This is a genomic window from Actinokineospora sp. NPDC051303 (assembly GCF_055586285.1).
In genome coordinates, this window is the sequence record NZ_JBVJIN010000001.1 from 339,210 (window position 1) to 357,146 (window position 17,937).

Consider the following 17,937-nt stretch of genomic DNA (forward strand, 5'->3'; position numbering starts at 1 on the left):
CTTGACCGGTCAGGTGATGCCCAGTTCGTTGTCGATGAGATCGAAGATGTCCTCGTCCGAGGCGACCGTGAGGTCGGCCTCCGCAGCCCGCTCCGCCGGGTCGATCTGGTCGACCTGGGCGAGCAGGTCCCGCAATCGTCGGCCGACGAGCTTGCGTGTCTCTAGACTCCCGTTAAGTTCGGCCACCGCGGCCGCCACCCGGTCCAATTCGGCCAGGATCGGCGGCTTCGCCTCCTGCCGGGCGGTGAGCCCGGCGGCCAGCTCGGCGCGCAGGTGCTCGGCCAGCGCGCCGGGCGTCGGGTGGTCGAACACGACCGTGCTCGCCAGCCGCAGCCCGGTCGCCGCGCCCAGCCGGTTGCGCAGCTCGACCGAGGTGAGCGAGTCGAAACCCAGGTCCAGCAGCCCCCGGTCGGGGTCGACAGCCGGGCCGCCGCGATGCCCGAGCACCTCGGCGATCCGCGCCCGAACCAGGTCCAGGGTGGCGCCTGCCCGCGCGTCCTCGGGCAGCGCGGCGAACCGCTCGGCGAACGACTGGCCCGCCGGTGGCGTCGTTCGCGGCGCCAGTCCACCCAGCACGCTCGGCGCGTGCTCTCCCAGCGCCCGCAGGGAAGCCAGGTCGACCGCGGCGGGCACCAGCACCGGCCGGTCCGACCGCAGCGCCGCGTCGAACAGCGCCAGTCCGTCCTCTGTGGACAGCGCGGTCACGCCGGTCGCCGCGCGGGTCCGCTCGGCGTCGAGGTCCGCGCCCATGCCGGGACCCGCCCACAGGCCCCACGCCAGCGACGTGGCCGGGAGCCCGACGGCGTGCCGGTGCTCCGCGAGCGCGTCGAGGAAGGTGTTGCCCGCCGCGTAGTTCGCCTGCCCCGCGTTGCCGATGATCCCGGCGATGGACGAGAACAGGACGAACGCGGCGAGGTCGGCGTCCCGGGTCAGCTCGTGCAGCCCCCAGGCAGCGTCCACTTTGGTCCGCAGAACGGCATCGAACCGCTGTGGGGTCAGGCTTTCCAGAACGCCGTCGTCCAGCGCGCCCGCCGCGTGCACCACGGCGGTCAGCGGGTGCTCGGTCGGGAGGGTGAGGCTCGCCAGGTCGGTCAGGTCCGACTGGACGTGCGTCGCGGTCGCGCCGAGTCCGGCCAGTTCGGCCCGCAACTCGGCCGGATCGCGCCTGCCGACCAACAGCAGACGCCGGACGCCGTGCTCGGTCACCAGCCGCCGGGCCACCAGCCCGCCGAGCCGCCCGGTCGCGCCGGTCACCAGCACCGTGCCGTCCGGGTCGAGCGGCCTGCCCTGCTCGGGCACGCTCACCCGCACGACCCTGGGCGCCAGTGCCACACCGTCGCGGACCGCGACTTCCGGCTCGCCTGCCGACAGCGCCACGCCGATCCGGTCCTCGTCCGCGTCGACCAGAACGAACCGTCCGGGGTGCTCGGTTCGCGCGGCGCGGACCAGGCCGGTGATCGCGGCGTGCGTGAGTCCCCGCGTGACCACGGCCAGCGTGACGTCCGCGAACCGCTCGTCGGCAACCCACCGCTGGAGCACCGGCAGCACGACCTCGACCGCCTCGCGGACGGATTCGGCAGGCGGGACCGCGAACACGACCGTGTCACCGGGAACGGCGTCGTCCCGGTCGGCGTAGGGGAGCCAGACAGCGGGCTCGCCGGTCGGGACCTCGGCCCAGTCGAGGCCGAACATCGGCGGCGTGCGGCCAGTGAACGGCCGAACCGCCAAGGAGTCCACTGTGGCCACAACCGTCCCGGTCTCGTCGGCCACGGTCAGCGACACCGTGTCCTGGCTCCTGGGCTCGATCCGCGCCCGCAGCCTGGTCGCCGCGGTGGACCGCACCCGCACCCCCGACCAGGAGAACGGCAGCCGCACCGGCGTGTCCTCCAGCAGCAGGGCGTGCAGGGCGGAGTCGAGCAGCGCCGCGAACCCGCCCTCCGGCGGCGTCTCGGCCTCGGCGTAAACCACCGTGCCGTCGACCCAGGCCGCCCGCAGCCCCTGGAAAGCGGGACCGTAGCCGTAGCCCCGGTCGGCGAGCCGGTCGTAGAGCCCGGCCAGGTCGACCGGCGTCCCCGGCGGCGGCCACGCGCCCAGACCGGCATGCCCGGACCCGGCATCGGCGCGCCCGCCTGGATTGGCCGTTCCGGACCTGGCGTCCGCCCGCGCGGCGGGACCGGCGTCGCCGGACTCGGTGTCGGTGGGTGTGCCCAGATCGGCGTTGCCGGACTCGGCGTAGGTGAGCGTGCCCGGATCGGCCTGCCGGAATCCGGGGTCGGTGAGCGTGCCAGAATCGGCCGCTCCGGACCTGGTGTCGGTGAGGGTGCCAGTGGCGTGCTGGACCCACTCGTCGCCCGTGCGGCTGTGGATCTCCACCGCGTCCCCGCGCACGATGACCTGAATCGTCACCCCGCCCGGCGGCAGGACGAGCGGCGCGGTCAGCACCAGTTCTTCGACCCCCGGCAGGCCAACCCGCGCGCCCGCGTGCAGCGCCAAGTCGAGCAGGGCCGTCGCGGGCGCCAGCGCGGAGCCGTGCACCGTGTGGTCGGCCAGCCAGGGATGCGAGCGGGTCGACACGGCGCCGGTGAGCACCACCCCGCCCTCGGGCAGCGCGACCTCGGCGGCCAGCAGCGGATGGCCCGCGTCGGCCAGGCCGGACGGTCGCGCGGCGGGCGCGTCCAGCCAGAACCGCTTTCGCTGGAACGGGTACGTCGGCAGGTCCACCCGGTTCCGCCGCGCGCCCAGCAGCGGGGTCCAGTCCACCTCGGGCGCCCGGGCCAGCGCGGCGACCAGGGTCCGCACCTCGTCCCGGTCCCGGCGCAGCACCGGAGCCGCGTCCTCGACCAAGGCAGCGAGCACGGCGTCCGGGCCGATCTCCAGGAACGTCCCCACCCCGAGCCCGCGCAGCGTGTCCACCGCGTCGGCGAATCGGACAGTGGCCTCGACGTGCCGCACCCAGTGCTCCGGGGACGTCGCCTCGGTCAGCACCTCGCCGGTCACCGTCGACACGATCGGCAGCGACGGCTCGTGGAAATCCAGTTCCCCGACCACGGCGCGGAACTCGGCCAGCATCGGCGCCATCAGCGGCGAGTGGAACGCGTGGCTCACCCGCAGCCGGGTCGACTTCACCCCGCGCTCGGTCAGCGCCGCGACGACGTCGCCCACCGCGTCGGCCGCCCCGGAGACCACTGTCGCTTGTGGACCGTTGATCGCCGCGATTCCCACCGCCCCGGTCAACAGCGGCTCGACGTCCGCCGCCGCGGCCCGCACCGCCACCATCACCCCGCCCGGGGGCAGGGCCTGCATCAGCCGCCCGCGGGCGGCGACCAGCCGGGCCGCGTCCGGCAGCGACAGCACGCCCGCGACATGGGCCGCGGCGATCTCGCCGATCGAGTGTCCGGCGACGAAATCCGGTGTCACGCCGAAGGATTCGACCAGTCGGTAGAGCGCGACCTCGACGGCGAACAGCGCGGGCTGGGTGTATTCGGTGCGCTCCAACAGGTCGGCGTCGTCAAACAGCCCGTCCGGCAGGTCGAACGCGCCCACGGCCGCGTCGAAGGCGGCGGCGAACACCGGGAACGCCACGCGCAGTCCCCGGCCCATGCCCACCCGCTGGCTGCCCTGCCCGGAGAACAGGAACGCGAGCTTGCCCGGTTCGCCGCGCACGTCGCCGCCGCCCTCGGCCAGCGCGTCGAGCCCGCGCAGCAACTCGTCCCGGTCGCCCACGAGCGCGGCCCTGCGCTCGAATCGCGCCCGCCCCAGCAGCGACCAGGCCACGTCGGCGGGATCGGCGTCGGCGACCGCGGCCCGCAGCCGCTTGGCCTGCGCCCGCAACGCGCGCTCCGACCGCGCCGAGAGCACCCACGGCACCACATCGGCGGCGGCAGCGGCCACCGGTTCCGGCGTCGGGTAGTGCTCGATCACCACGTGCGCGTTGGTGCCGCTGATGCCGAACGACGACACCGCCGCCCGCCGCGGCCGACCCGGCGCGGGCCACTCCACCGGCTCGGTCAGCAGCGACACCGCGCCAGCGGACCAGTCGACCTCCGGGGTCGGCGCGTCGACGTGCAGCGTCGCGGGCAGTCGGCCCGCGCGCATCGCCTGCACCATTTTGATCACGCCCGCGACGCCTGCCGCGGCCTGGGTGTGTCCGATGTTGGACTTCACCGAGCCCAGCCACAGCGGCGTTTCCCGGTCCTGCCCGTAGGTCGCCAGCAGGGCCTGCGCCTCGATCGGGTCGCCCAGCCGGGTTCCCGTGCCGTGCGCCTCCACGGCGTCCACATCGGACGGTCGCAGCCCGGCGTCGGCCAACGCGGCCCGGATGACCCGCTGCTGCGACGGCCCGTTCGGCGCGGTCAGCCCGTTGGACGCCCCGTCCTGGTTCACCGCGCTGCCGCGCACGACCGCCAGCACCGGCAGCCCGTCGCGCACCGCGTCGGAAAGCCTTGCCAGCAGCAAGATTCCCGCGCCCTCGGCCCAGCCGGTCCCGTCGGCCGCCGCCGCGAACGACTTGCACCGCCCGTCGGCGGCCAGGCCGCGCTGGCGGCTGAACTCCACGAACGTCGCCGGGCTGGCCATCACGGTCACCCCGCCCGCCACCGCGAGGTCGCACTCGCCCGACCGCAGCGCCCGCGCGGCCAAGTGCAGCGCCACCAGCGACGACGAGCACGCCGTGTCCACGGTGACCGCGGGCCCCTCGAAGCCCAGCGTGTAGGACACCCGCCCAGACGCGACACTGCCCGCGCTGCCGCTGACCAGGTACCCCTCGACCCCAGCCGGGGCCGCGCCGGACTGGTGCGCCCGCGCGCCGTAGTCGTTGTACATCACGCCCGCGAACACCCCGGTCCGGCTACCGCGCAGTGTCGCCGGGTCGATGCCCGCGCGTTCCAGGCTCTCCCACGTGATCTCCAGCAGCAGCCGGTGCTGCGGGTCGGTGGTCAGCGCCTCGCGCGGCGAGAGCCCGAAGAAGTCGGGGTCGAACTCAGCCGCGTCGTGCAGGAACCCGCCCTCGCGGGTGGAGGACGTGCCCGGCTTGTCGGGGTCCGGGTGGTAGAGCCGGTCGAGGTCCCAGCCGCGGTCGTCGGGGAACCCGGTGATCGCGTCCCGGCCCTGGGCGACCAGGTCCCACAGCTGCTCGGGCGTGCTCACCCCGCCCGGGTAGCGGCAGGCCATCGCGACGATCGCGATCGGGTCGTCCGCGCTCGCCGCGACCGCGGCCCGCTCAGGCGCGGCCGCGCCAGCCCCGGACAGGGTGTCGCGCAACAGTTCCACGACGGCGGCGGGGGTGGGGTGGTCGAACACCAGCGTCGCGGGCAGCCGCAGGCCGGTCTCCGCGGCGAGCCGGTTGCGCAGCTCGACCGCGGTCAGCGAGTCGAACCCCAGGTCGGTGAACGCCCGGGTCGGATCGACCGCCGCGGCCGAGGCGTGGCCCAGCACGTCCGCGACGGCCGCGCGCACGATCTCCGGCAACCGCGCGCCGTCCACGGCCCGGTCTGCGGTGACCGCGCGGCGGCGTGGCCGGGCCAGGCCGCGCAGCACCGGGGGAACCTGGCCCAGCGCGGCCACATCGAGGCGGGCGGGCACCACCACAGCCCGCTCGCCGGTGAGCGTGGCGTCGAACAGAGCCAGCCCGTCCGCCACGGACAGCTCGGCCACGCCCGTGCGGGCCAGCCGCGCGCGGTCGCCGTCGCCCAGGGCCGAGCCCATGCCCGCGCCCGACCACAGGCCCCACGCCAACGACGTCCCGGCCAGGCCCAAGCCGCGCCGATGCTCGGCCAGGGCGTCGAGGAAGGCGTTGGCCGCGGCGTAGTTCGCCTGCCCCGCGGTGCCGAGCGTGCCCGTCACAGAGGAGAACAGCACGAACGCGGCCAGATCCCGGTCACGGGTCACCTCATGCAGCGTCCACGCCGCGTCGACCTTGGGCGCCAGCACGGTGTCCAGCCGCTCGGGGGTGAGCGCGTCGACCGTGCCGTCGTCCAAGACACCCGCCGTGTGCACGACGGCGGCCAGGTCGACGCCGTCGAGCAGCGCGGCCATCGCCGTCCGGTCCGCGGCGTCGGCCGCGGCGAGCGTGACCCGCACGCCCAAGTCGCGCAGGTCGGCGACCAACTCGTCCGCGCCCGGGGCGGCCGGGCCGCGCCTGCTCACCAGCAGCAGGTCCCGGACCCCGTGGTGGGTCGCCAGCCTGCGGGCGACCAGCGCGCCCAACACCCCGGTCGCGCCGGTCACCAGGACGGCGCCGGTGAGTTCGGGCCGGTCGGCCCCGGGGCGGACCCGCGTGAGGCGCGGCGCGCGCGCCACGCCGTCGCGGACCAGGACCTGCGGCTCGTCCGGGTCGGGCGGGCCGTCGCCGTCCACGAGCAGGAACCGGCCGGGGTGCTCGGTCTGCGCGGTGCGCACCAGCCCCCACACCGCGGCCGCGGCCGGGTCGGTGACCTGCTCGCCCACCGCGCCCCGGGTGCGGAAGGCCAGCCGCCCCGCGCCGTTGGCCAGGGCGAGCTGGATCAGGCGCAGCGCGTCGTGCGCCGCCGACCGGGCCGCGCCCGCGACGTCCGGGACCTGCCCCGCGGCCGCTGGGCTGAAGTCCACGATGGCGTCGGCGGCGGGCAGTTCGGTCGCCGCGCGCTCGATTGGTTGCCAGGAAACAGGTTCCGGGGCGCGCACCGGCGTCCAGTCCACCGCGAACAGCGCGTCGGTCGGGCCGGTGACGGGGTCGCCGAGCGGGCGCAGCGTCAGCGCGTCGATCGTGGCGACCGGCGCGCCGGTGTCATCGGCGAGGTCGAGCGACACCCCGGCCCCGGCGGGCCTGATCCGCACCCGCGCCGCGCTCGCCCCGGTCGCGTGCAGCCGCACCCCGGCGAGGCTGAACGGCAGCGCCACCGCGTCGGTGTTCGCCAGCGCCAGCGGGTGCAGGGCGGCGTCGAGCAGGGCCGGGTGCAGCCCGAAGCCCGCCGGGTCGCCGGGCAGCCGCACCTCGGCGTACCACTCGTCGTCCTTGCGCCACAACGCCCGCAGCCCCTGGAACAGCGGGCCGTAGCCGTAGCCCGCCGCGGCCAGCCGGTCGTACGCGCCCTCCAGATCGACCGGCGTCGCGTCCGGCGGCCACGTGGTCAACTCCGCGCCCGGCGTCGAGGTCTCGGTGAGCGCGCCGGACGCGTGCCGAGTCCAGTCACCGGTCTGTCGTGAGTGGACAGTGAACGGCCGCGCGCCCGATTCCGGGGCGCCGACAGCCACTTGCAGCTCCACCGACCCGCTTTCCGGCAGGATCAGCGGCGCGTGCAGGGTCAACTCGGCGATCGTGTCGGCGCCAACGTGGTCGCCCGCGGCCAAGGCGATCTCCACCAACGCGGCGGCAGGCGCCAGAACCGTTCCCGCGACCGCGTGCTCGGCCAGCCACGGGTGGCTGCCCAGCGAGATCCGCCCGGTGAAAACGACCTCGTCCCGGTCGGCCGACTCCACGGCAGGCCCCAGCAGGCCCCGGCCGCTCGCGCCCAGCCAGTGCCGCCGCCGCTGAAACGCGTACGTCGGCAACGGCACCCGCGCCGCCCCCGGGAACACCCGGTCCCAGGCGAGCGCCGAGCCCCGCACATGCTGGCGCGCCAAGGCGGCGGCCACCGTCTCCGGCTCGGACCGCCCCGCCCGCAGCAGCGCCACCGCCGACCCGACCCGGGCCGCGGTGTCCTGGACCAGCGCGGTGAGCACGCCGTCCGGTCCCAACTCCACGAACTCGGTGACACCAGCGGACTCCACATGCCTTACGCCGTCAAGGAAGCGCACCGTGCCGCGCAGGTGGTCAACCCAGTAGTCCGGCGAGCGCAGCTCCTCAGCCGTGGCCACCGTCCCGGTCACGTTCGACACGATCGGCACGGCGGGCTCGGCGAACCGCAGGCCCGCCGCGACGGCGCGGAAGTCGTCGAGCACCTCGTCCATGTGCGCGGAGTGGAACGCGTGGCTGACCGTGAGCCGCTTCGCCTTGCGCCCCAGCCCCCGCCAGTGCGCGAGCACGGCTTCCACCGCCGCTACGTCCCCGGAGACCACAGTGGACAGTGGGGCGTTCACCCCGGCCACCGACACCCCGTCCGGCAGCGCCGCGGCCACCTCAATCTCGCTCGCCTCGACGGCGGCCATCGCCCCGCCGGACCGGGCCGACTGCATCACCCGCCCGCGCGCGACCACCAGCGCCGCCGCGTCCGCGAGGTCGAGCACCCCGGCGACATGCGCCGCCGCCACCTCGCCGACGGAATGGCCGAGCAGGTAGTCCGGCCGCACCCCGTGGTGCTCCAGCAGCCGGAACAGCGCCACCTCCAGCGCGAACAGCGCGGGCTGGGTGAACTCCGTGCGGTCCAGCGGGTCCGCGCCGTGCCTGCCGAACACCACGTCCCGCAGCGCGTGGTCGGCCAGGTGCCGGTCGATCTCAGCGGCCACCGCGTCGAAGGCGGCGGCGAACACCGGGTCCGTCTCGTGCAGTTCCCGGCCCATGCCCAGGCGCTGGCTGCCCTGCCCGGTGAACAGGAACGCCCGCTTGCCCGCGGCCTCGGCCGTCCCCGCGACGGCCGCGCCGCCCTCGGCGTAGGCCGAGAGGTTCCGCAGCAACTCGTCGCGGTCGTGGCCGGTGACCACCGCCCGGTGCGCCAGCGCGGCGCGGGTCGTGGCCAGAGAGAACCCGATGTCGCCCGCGCTCACCTCGGGGTGGGCCACGACGAACTCCCGCAGCCGCGCGGCCTGCGCCCGCGTCGCCGTCTCGTCGTGCCCGGACAGCACCCACGGCCCGGTGTCCGCGCCCCGGCCGGACGCGGGCGGGGCGTCGGCCTGGTCGATGGGTTGCTCGATGATCACGTGCGCGTTGGTGCCGCTGATGCCGAACGAGGACACCGCCGCCCGCCTCGGCCGCCCGCGCTCGGGCCACGCGGTCGGCTCGGTCAGCAGCGCCACCGCGCCCGCGGACCAGTCCACGTGCGGCGACGGCTCGTCCACGTGCAGGGTCTTGGGCAGCACGCCGTGCCGGATGGCCTCGACCATCTTGATCACGCCGCCGACGCCAGCCGCGGCCTGCGCGTGCCCGATGTTCGACTTGAGCGAGCCCAGCAGCAGCGGCTCGGCCCGGTCCTGCCCGTAGGTGGCCAACAGCGCCTGCGCCTCGATCGGGTCGCCCAGCGTCGTGCCGGTCCCGTGCGCCTCCACCGCGTCCACATCGGACGGTTCGAGCCGCGCGTTCGCCAGCGCCTGCCGGATGACCCGCTCCTGTGCGGGCCCATTCGGCGCGGTGAGCCCGTTGGACGCGCCGTCGGAGTTGACCGCGGTCCCGCGCACCACCGCGAGCACTCGGCGCCCGCGCCGCAGCGCGTCTGACAGCCGCTCCACCAACAGCAGGCCCACGCCCTCGCTCCACCCGGTGCCGTCCGCCGCCGCGGCGAACGACTTGCACCGCCCGTCCGGCGAGAGCCCGCGCTGGCGGCTGAACTCCACGAACGTCGACGGCCCGGACATCACCGTCACCCCGCCCGCCAGCGCCAGGTCGCACTCGCCCGACCGCAGCGCCTGCGCGGCCAGGTGCAGCGCCACCAGCGACGACGAGCACGCGGTGTCCACGGTGAGCGCCGGTCCGGTGAGGCCGAAGGTGTAGGCGAGCCGCCCGGAGACCACGCTGGAGGTGTTGCCGGTCAGCACGAAGCCCTCGACCTCGGCCGGGGTCGCGCCGAGCCGGGAGACGTAGTCGTCGTACATGACCCCGACGAAGGTCCCGGTGGCGCTGCCGCGCAGCGTGGTCGGGTCGACGCCCGCGCTCTCGAAGGTCTCCCACGCGGTTTCCAGCAGCAGCCGCTGCTGCGGGTCGGTCGCGGTCGCCTCGCGCGGGGAGATCCCGAAGAACTCCGCGTCGAACAGGTCGGCGTCGTGCAGGAACCCGCCCTCGCGGGTGTAGGAGGTGCCCAGGTTCGCCGGGTCGGGGTCGTACAGCGCGTCGAGGTCCCAGCCGCGGTTGACCGGGAATCCGCTCACCGCGTCCGTGCCGGTCGCCACCAGGTTCCACAGGTCTTGCGGCGACTGGACCCCGCCGGGGTAGCGGCAGGCCATGCCGACGATGGCGATGGGCTCGTCGGTGGCGGCCGTCGCGGCGACCTCCGTGGCGGCGCCCGCGCCCGCGACCAGGCCCACCACGAACTCGGTGAGCGCGGCCGGGGTCGGGTGGTCGAACACCGCCGTGGCGGGCAGCCGCAGCCCGGTCAGCGCGCCGAGGCGGTTGCGCAGTTCGACGCTCGCCAGCGAGTCGAAGCCCTGCTCCTTGAACGCCCGGTCCGCCGCGATCGCCGCCGGGTCCGCGTGCCCCAGCGCCGCGGCCGCGGCCGAGCGCACCAGGTCGAAGACCCGCTCGGGCGTCAGCGCCGCGCTCGCCCGCCGGACCGGTGTCCGCCGCCGGGGCTGGGCGCGCAGCCGGGCGGGGACGACCAGCGCCCGGCCGGTCGCGATCGCGGCGTCGAACATCGCCAGGCCGTCGGCGGGCGCGATCGGGGCGAACCCGGCCCGCGCCCACCGCTCGACGTCCACAGTGGACAGACCGGCGCCCATGCCGCCGTCCCACAGGCCCCACGCCAGCGAGGTCGCCGGGAGCCCGGCCGCCAGCCGGTGCGCGGCGAGGGCGTCGAGGAAGCTGTTGGCCGCGGCGTAGTTGGCCTGGCCCGCCGTGCCGGTGATGCCCGACACCGAGGAGAACAGCACGAACGCGGCCAGGTCGCCGGTCAACTCGTGCAGGTGCCAGGCCGCGTCGACCTTGGGCCGCAGCACCGCGGCGAGCCGGTCGCCGGTCAGGAAGGTCACGGTGGCGTCGTCGAGGACGCCCGCGGTGTGGACGACGGCGGTCAGGTCGGGAATGCCCGCCAGCAGGGCAGCCACGGCGTCCCGGTCGGCCGCGTCGCAGGCGGCGACCGCGACCCGCGCGCCCGCCGCCCGCAGCCGCTCGGCCACCTCCTCGGCTCCCGGGGCGGCGGGCCCGCGCCTGCTGGCCAGCACCAAGTCCCGCACGCCGTGCGCGGTCACCAGATGCTCGGCGACCAGCGCGCCCAGCCCTGCCGTGCCGCCGGTCACCAGCACCGTGCCCGCCCCGAACGGCCCCGCGTCGGCCACCGCCGGGCCGGGCGGCGCTGTCGTGCCGGGCGGGGTGAGCTTGCCCAGGCTCGGCGCGTGCGGGATTCCGCCGCGCACAGCGATGTGCGGCTCGTCCAGGCTCAGCACAGCGGCGGGGATCTCGTCCTGGTCGAGGTCGAGCGCGGCCACCCGTCCCGGGTGCTCGGACTCGACCGCGCGGACCAGGCCCCACACGGCCGCGTTCGCCAGGTCCGGCACCGTGTCCTCGGCGGTCACCGCGATCGCGCCCCGGGTCAGGAACACCAGTCGCGACTCGGCGTACCGGTCGTCGGCGAGCCACCGCCGCACCAGGTCCAGCGCGCGCCGGGTGGCCGCGTGCACGGCGTCCGCGCCCTCGCCCGCCCACGGCGAGACGACCACCACGTCGGCTGGCTCGTCCGGCAGGACGTCGACCAGCGCCCAGTCCGGCTCGGCCGAGGGGACGGGCACCGGCGTCCACCGCACCTCGTGCAGCGCGTCCGCCCCGGCGCCGAGCCCGCCGCGGTCGACGGCCCGCAGGGTCAGCGACGCCACCGACAGCACCGGCGCGCCCGCCGCGTCGGTGACGGCCAGGGCCACGGTGTCCGGGCCGGTCGCGCGCAGCCGAGCCCGCAGCGCGGTCGCCCCGGTGGCGTGCCTGCTCACGCCAGACCAGGCGAACGGCAGCCGGATGCGGCCCGGGTCGTCGGCCAGCGCCAGCACCAGGGGGTGCAGCACCGCGTCGAGCAGGGCCGGGTGCACGCCCCAGCCGTCGACCGGGTGGTCCACCGCGACCTCGGCGTAGAGGTCGTCGCCGGACCGCCAGGCCGCGACCAGGTTCTGGAACGCGGGCCCGTACTCGTAGCCGAGGTCGGCGAGCCGGTCGTAGACGCCGTCGAGGTCCACCGGCTCACCCGGCGGCGGCCACGGGAACCGTTCCGGCGCAACCTCTTCCCGGTCCGAAAGCACGCCGTGCGCGTGCCGGGTCCACCGGTCGTCCTGTCGCGTGTGGACACTGAAGGACCGGCCGCTGACCCGCACCTGCGCCCGCAGCGGCGCGTCGGACAGCGGCAGCGGCGCCTCCAGCGTCAGGTCCTCGACCGGGCCCGAGGCCAGCGCCAGGTCGAGCACCGCCGTCGCGGGCGCCAGGACCCGGCCCGCGATGGCGTGGTCGGCCAGCCACGGGTGCGTGCGCAGCGACAGCACGCCGGTCAACACGGTCTCGGACTCGCCGGACGTGTCCGTCCCGGCCAGCTCGACCGTCGCGCCCAGCAGCGGGTGCTCGGCCGGGTCGACCCCCAGCCCGCGCGCGTCCGCGCGTGCCGCGCTCGCGATCCAGTAGTGCTGTCGCTGGAAGGGATACGTGGGCAGGTCGACGTGCGCGCCGCCGGTCAGCAGCGGCGTCCAGTCCACCGCGACGCCCGCGGTGTGCGCGGCGGCGAGCGCCGCGGCGAAGGTCGCCGTCTCGGGCCGGTCCGCGCGTAGCAGCGGGATCGTGGGCACGTCGTCCGGCAGCGTCGCCGCGGCCATCGGGGACAGCACCGCATCCGGGCCGATCTCGATGAAGGCGGACGCGCCCGACTCCCGCAGTCGCGCCACGGCGTCGGCGAAGCGGACCGTGGCGCGGATGTGCCGGGTCCAGTGCTCAGCGGAGGTCACCTCCACCGTGCCCGCCACGGCGGACACCAGCGGGATCGCGGGCTCGTGGAAGGTCAGGCCAGCCGCGACGGCCCGGAACTCGTCCAACACGTCGTCCATGTGTGGCGAATGGAACGCGTGGCTCACCATCAGCCTGCGCGTCCGACGACCCGCCCACCGCTCGGCGACCGCGGTCGCGGCGTCCGCGTCGCCCGCGATCACCACCGAGGCCGGGCCGTTGACCGCGGCGATCTCGACCCCGTCGAGGAGGGTCGCCAGCACCTCGGCCTCGCTCGCCTCGATCGCGATCATCGCCCCGCCGGAACGCGCGGCCTGCATCAGCCGCCCGCGCGCGGCCACCAGCGCCGCCGCGTCCGACAGCGACAGCACGCCCGCGACATGGGCCGCGGTGATCTCGCCCACCGAGTGTCCGGCGACGAAATCCGGTGTCACGCCGAAGGATTCGACCAGTCGGTAAAGCGCCACCTCGACGGCGAACAGCGCGGGTTGGGTGCAGGCCGTCTCGTCCAGCCTGCCCGCGTCGCCGAAGACCACATCGCGCAACGGGATGTCCAGATGCCGGTCCAGCTCCGCGGCCGCCGCGTCGAAGGCGGCGGCGAACACCGGGAACTCCGCGTGCAGTTCTCGGCCCATTCCCGCGCGCTGCGCGCCCTGCCCGGTGAACAGGAACGCGGTGCGCCTCGGCGCGGCCACGCCGCCCGCGTCGCCGTCGACCACCGCGGCCAGCCCGGCCAGCAGCGCGTCCCGGTCGCCGCCGAGCACCACGGCCCGGTGGTCGTGCCCGCTCCGCGCGGCCAGGGTCCACCCGACGTCGACCGGGTCCAGGTCGCGGGCCGCCGCCCGAATCTGCCGCGCCATTTCCCGCAGCGCGGGCCCGCTGCGCGCCGACAGCACCCATGGGGTGACCCCGCACGCCGGGGGCCGCTCGGCCCGCTCGACTGGCTCGGCTTGCTCGATGATCACGTGCGCGTTGGTGCCGCTGATGCCGAACGACGACACCGCCGCCCGCCGTGGCCGATCCGCCCGCGGCCACGGGGTTCGCTCGGTCAGCACCTCGACCGCGCCCGCCGTCCAGTCCACATGCGACAAGGGCCGCTCGACGTGCAGGGTCTTGGGCAGCACGCCGTGCCGGATGGCCTGCGCCATCTTGATCACGCCGCCCACGCCCGCCGCGGCCTGGGTGTGCCCGATGTTGGACTTCAGCGAGCCCAGCAGCACCGGCGCGGCTCTATTCTGCCCGTAGGTGGCCAGAATCGCCTCCGCCTCGATCGGGTCGCCCAAGGCGGTCCCGGTGCCGTGCGCCTCCACGGCGTCCACATCGGACGGTCGCAGTCCCGCGTCGGCCAGCGCGGCGCGGATGACCCGCTCCTGCGCCGGGCCGCTGGGCGCGGTGAGCCCGTTGGACGCGCCATCGGAGTTGATCGCCGACCCGCGCAGCACCGCGAGCACGGTGTGCCCGTTGCGGCGCGCGTCCGAGAGCCGCTCCAGCACCAGCACGCCCACGCCCTCGGCCCACCCGGTGCCGTCCGCCCCATCGGAGAACGCCTTGCAGCGCCCGTCCGGGGACAGCCCGCGCTGGCGGCTGAACTCCACGAACATCCCCGGGGTCGCCATCACCGTCGCCCCGCCCGCGAGCGCGAGCGCGCTCTCGCCGGAACGCAGCGACCGGCTCGCCAGGTGCAGCGCCACCAGCGACGACGAGCACGCGGTGTCCACGGTGAGCGCCGGACCCCGCAGGCCCAGCGCGTAGGCGATCCGCCCGGACGCGACGCTGATGGCGCCGCCGGTCAGCAGGTAGCCGTCCGAGCCGTCCGCGGGTTGGTCGAGCCGGGGACCGTAATCCTGCGCGGTGAGGCCGACGAACACGCCGGTGTCGGACCCGCGCAGCCCCGCCGGGTCGACCCCGGCCCGTTCCAGGGCCTCCCAGGAGGTCTCCAGCAGCAGCCGCTGCTGGGGGTCCATCGCGGCGGCCTCGCGCGGGCCGATGCCGAAGAACGCCGGGTCGAACCCGCCCGCGTCGGCGAGGAAGCCGCCGTGGCGCGCGTAGGTCTTGCCGGGGGTGCCCGGGGTCGGGTCGTGGAGGGCGTCGAGGTCCCAGCCGCGGTCGGCGGGGAACTCGCCCACGGCGTCGCTGCCGGAGAACACCAGCCGCCACAGGTCTTCCGGCGAGCGCACGTCGCCGGGGTAGCGGCAGGCCATGCCCACGATCGCGATCGGCTCGTCGGACGCCGCCACGCTCGTGGCCGTCTCGACGCGGCCTACGGTGAGGTGAGCCACCAGGTCTTCTGGCGTCGGGTGGGTGAAGGTCAGGCTCGCGGGCAGGGAAAGCCCGGTCGCCTCGGCGAGGCGGTCGCGGAACTCGACGGCGCTGAGCGAGTCGAAGCCCAGGTCCTTGAACGTGCGCCGGGTGTCCACGCCGGTCTCGTCGGCGTGCCCGAGGACTGCGGCGATGGTCGAGCGCACCAGCTCCAGCGTCGGCGGCTCGGCCGCGGGCGGCGGCGCGGTTGCCGGTGTTTCCGGTACCCCGCTTGTTGTTTCCGGCGCGGCCGCGCGACCGGGCGTCGCGTCCGGCCAGTACCGCTGCCGCTGGAACGGGTAAGTGGGCAGCGGAACCGTTGCGGCGCCGGGAAAAACCGCCGCCCAATCGACGTCGACCCCTGCGGTGAAGGCGGCGGCGAGGGCGGTCACGACGCTGGCCGCCTCGGGCCGGTCACGGCGCAGCGTGGGAATCAGCCGGGCGTCGGGCAGCGTCTCGCGCGCCATGGCGGTCAGCACCGCGTCCGGGCCGATCTCGATGAACGCGGTCACCCCCAGGTCCGCCAGGGTCCGCACGCCGTCGACAAACCGGACGGCGGCGCGCGCGTGCTCGACCCAGTACCCCGGCGAGGCGATCCGCGCCGGGTCGGCGGGCGCGCCGGTCACGTTCGACACGATCGGCACCTCGGGCTCGGCGTAGGCCAAGCCCTCGGCGACGGCGGCGAACTCGGCCAGCATCGGGTCCATTCGCGCCGAGTGGAACGCGTGGCTGACCGTGAGCCTGCGGGTCTTCCGGTCGGCGAACCCAGCGGCGTAGGCGGTGACGGCGTCCTCGTCGCCGGACAGCACGACCGAGCGCGGCCCGTTCACCGCGGCGATGTCGACCCCGGCTGGCCGCTCCCGCACCTCGTCCTCGGTCGCCTCAACCGCGACCATTGCCCCGCCCTCGGGCAGCGCCTGCATCAGCCTGCCCCGGGCCGCGACGAGCGCCGCCGCGTCCGGCAGCGTCAGCACACCCGCCACGTGCGCGGCGGCCAACTCGCCGATCGAGTGTCCGATGAGGACGTCCGGCCGAATGCCCCAGTGCGCCAACAGTCGGAACAGGGCGACTTCCACCGCGAACAGCGCGGGCTGGGTGAACTCGGTCCGGTCCACTTCGGACCCGCGCCCGAACACCAGCTCCGCCAGCGACCGCCCCAGCAGCGGGTCGAAGTGCTCGGCCACCTCATCGAAGGCGGCGGCGAACACGGGGTACCTCTCGTGCAACTCGCGGCCCATGCCCGCCCGCTGGCTGCCCTGCCCGGTGAACAGGAAGGCGACCTTCCCCGGCGCGACGCCGCCGCGCACGACCGAGGCGGCGGGCCTGCCGTCGGCGATGGCGAGCAGCCCCCGGCGGAAGCCGTCCGCGTCGGCGGCGACCACGGCCGCCCGGTCTTCGAACCCGGTGCGGGTGGTGGCCAGGGACAGTCCCACCTCGGCGGGATGCGCCCGGTCCGCCCAGGACAGCAGGCTCGCGGCCTGCGCCCGCAGCGCTTGCTCGCCGCGCGCCGAGAGCACCCAGGGCAGCGCGGGCGCGTCGGCGGGCTCCGGCCGGGCGGCGGGCTCGGGGGCCGAGGCCAGCACCACGTGGCAGTTGGTGCCACCCATGCCGAACGCGCTGACCCCGGCGGTGAACGGCCCGTCCGGCAGGTCGGCCAACTCGGTCTGCACCCGCAGATTCAGCGCGTCCAGCGGGATTTCCGGGTTGGCGCGGCGGAAGTTCAGGCTCGGCGGCAGCGCCCGGTGCCGCAGGCTCAGCGCGACCTTGATCAGCCCGACGATGCCCGCCGCGCCCTCCAGGTGCCCCACGTTCGTCTTCGCCGACCCGACCGCCAGCGGCGCCGCGCGCCCGGCGCCCAGCGTCGCGCCCAGCGCGGCGGCCTCGATCGGGTCGCCGATCCGGGTGCCGGTGCCGTGCAACTCGACGTAGCCCACGGCGGCCGGGTCCACACCCGCGCGCTCGTACGCCTGGCGCAGCGCGGCTTCCTGGCCCGCGCGGCCCGGCACGGTCAGCCCGTCGGTCGCGCCGTCGTTGGTGACCGCGCTGCCCAGGATCACGCAGTGCACCGGGTCGCCATCGGCCAGCGCCGCGGCGAGCGGCTTGAGCACGACCACGCCGCCGCCCTCGCCGCGCGCGTAACCGTCCGCCCGTTCATCGAAGGTGTGGCAGCGCCCGGTGGGGGACAGGCCGCCGAACTTGGCCGCGGTGATGGTCGACTCGCCGACCAGGTTCAGGTTCACCCCGCCCGCGATGGCCACAGTGGACTCACCGCGCCGCAGGCTCTCCACGGCCGCGTGCACGGCGACCAGCGCCGAGGACTGCCCGGAGTCGACCGCGACGCTGGGCCCGCGCAGCCCCAGCAGGTAGGACACCCGGTTCGCCAGGATGCCCCGGTTCACGCCGGTGAGCGTGTGTCTGTCGATGGCGTCCGCGCCGCCGCGCGCGAGCAGGGCGGCGTAGTCGTCCCAGATGGCGCCGATGAACACCCCGGTACGGGTCTCGCGCAGCGCCGCGGGCACGATTCGCCCGTCCTCCAACGCTTCCCAGGCCAGTTCGAGCACGAGCCGCTGCTGCGGGTCCATCGCCACCGCCTCGCGCGGCGAGATCCCGAAAAACGCCGGGTCGAACTCGTCCACCCGGTCGAGGAACCCGCCGCGGGTGACGCCGTGCGCGCGCGGATCGGCCGCGGCGCCCCGGTCCCACCGGTCGTCGGGAACCTCGGTGGTCGCGTCGACCCCGTCGCGCAGCAGCGCCCAGAACGCCGCCGGGTTGGGCGCGCCGGGCAGCCTGCAGGCCAGGCCCACCACGGCGGTCGCGTTGTCGTCCCCTTCGCGGGTCACATGCTCGTTGGCCATCGCGCTGTTCGACTGCCCCTCTTGGCTGGAGAA

Annotated in this window: 1 protein-coding gene; it reads right to left on the reverse strand. The window is 75.6% G+C overall.

Annotation, left to right across the window (positions count from 1 at the left end):
• Window positions 1-9: 9 nt before the first annotated feature.
• Entirely contained in the window at window positions 10-17,904 is a 17,895-nt protein-coding gene (locus ACZ6SD_RS01505) for an SDR family NAD(P)-dependent oxidoreductase (protein WP_465314960.1), read from the reverse strand.
• Window positions 17,905-17,937 lie beyond the last annotated feature (33 nt).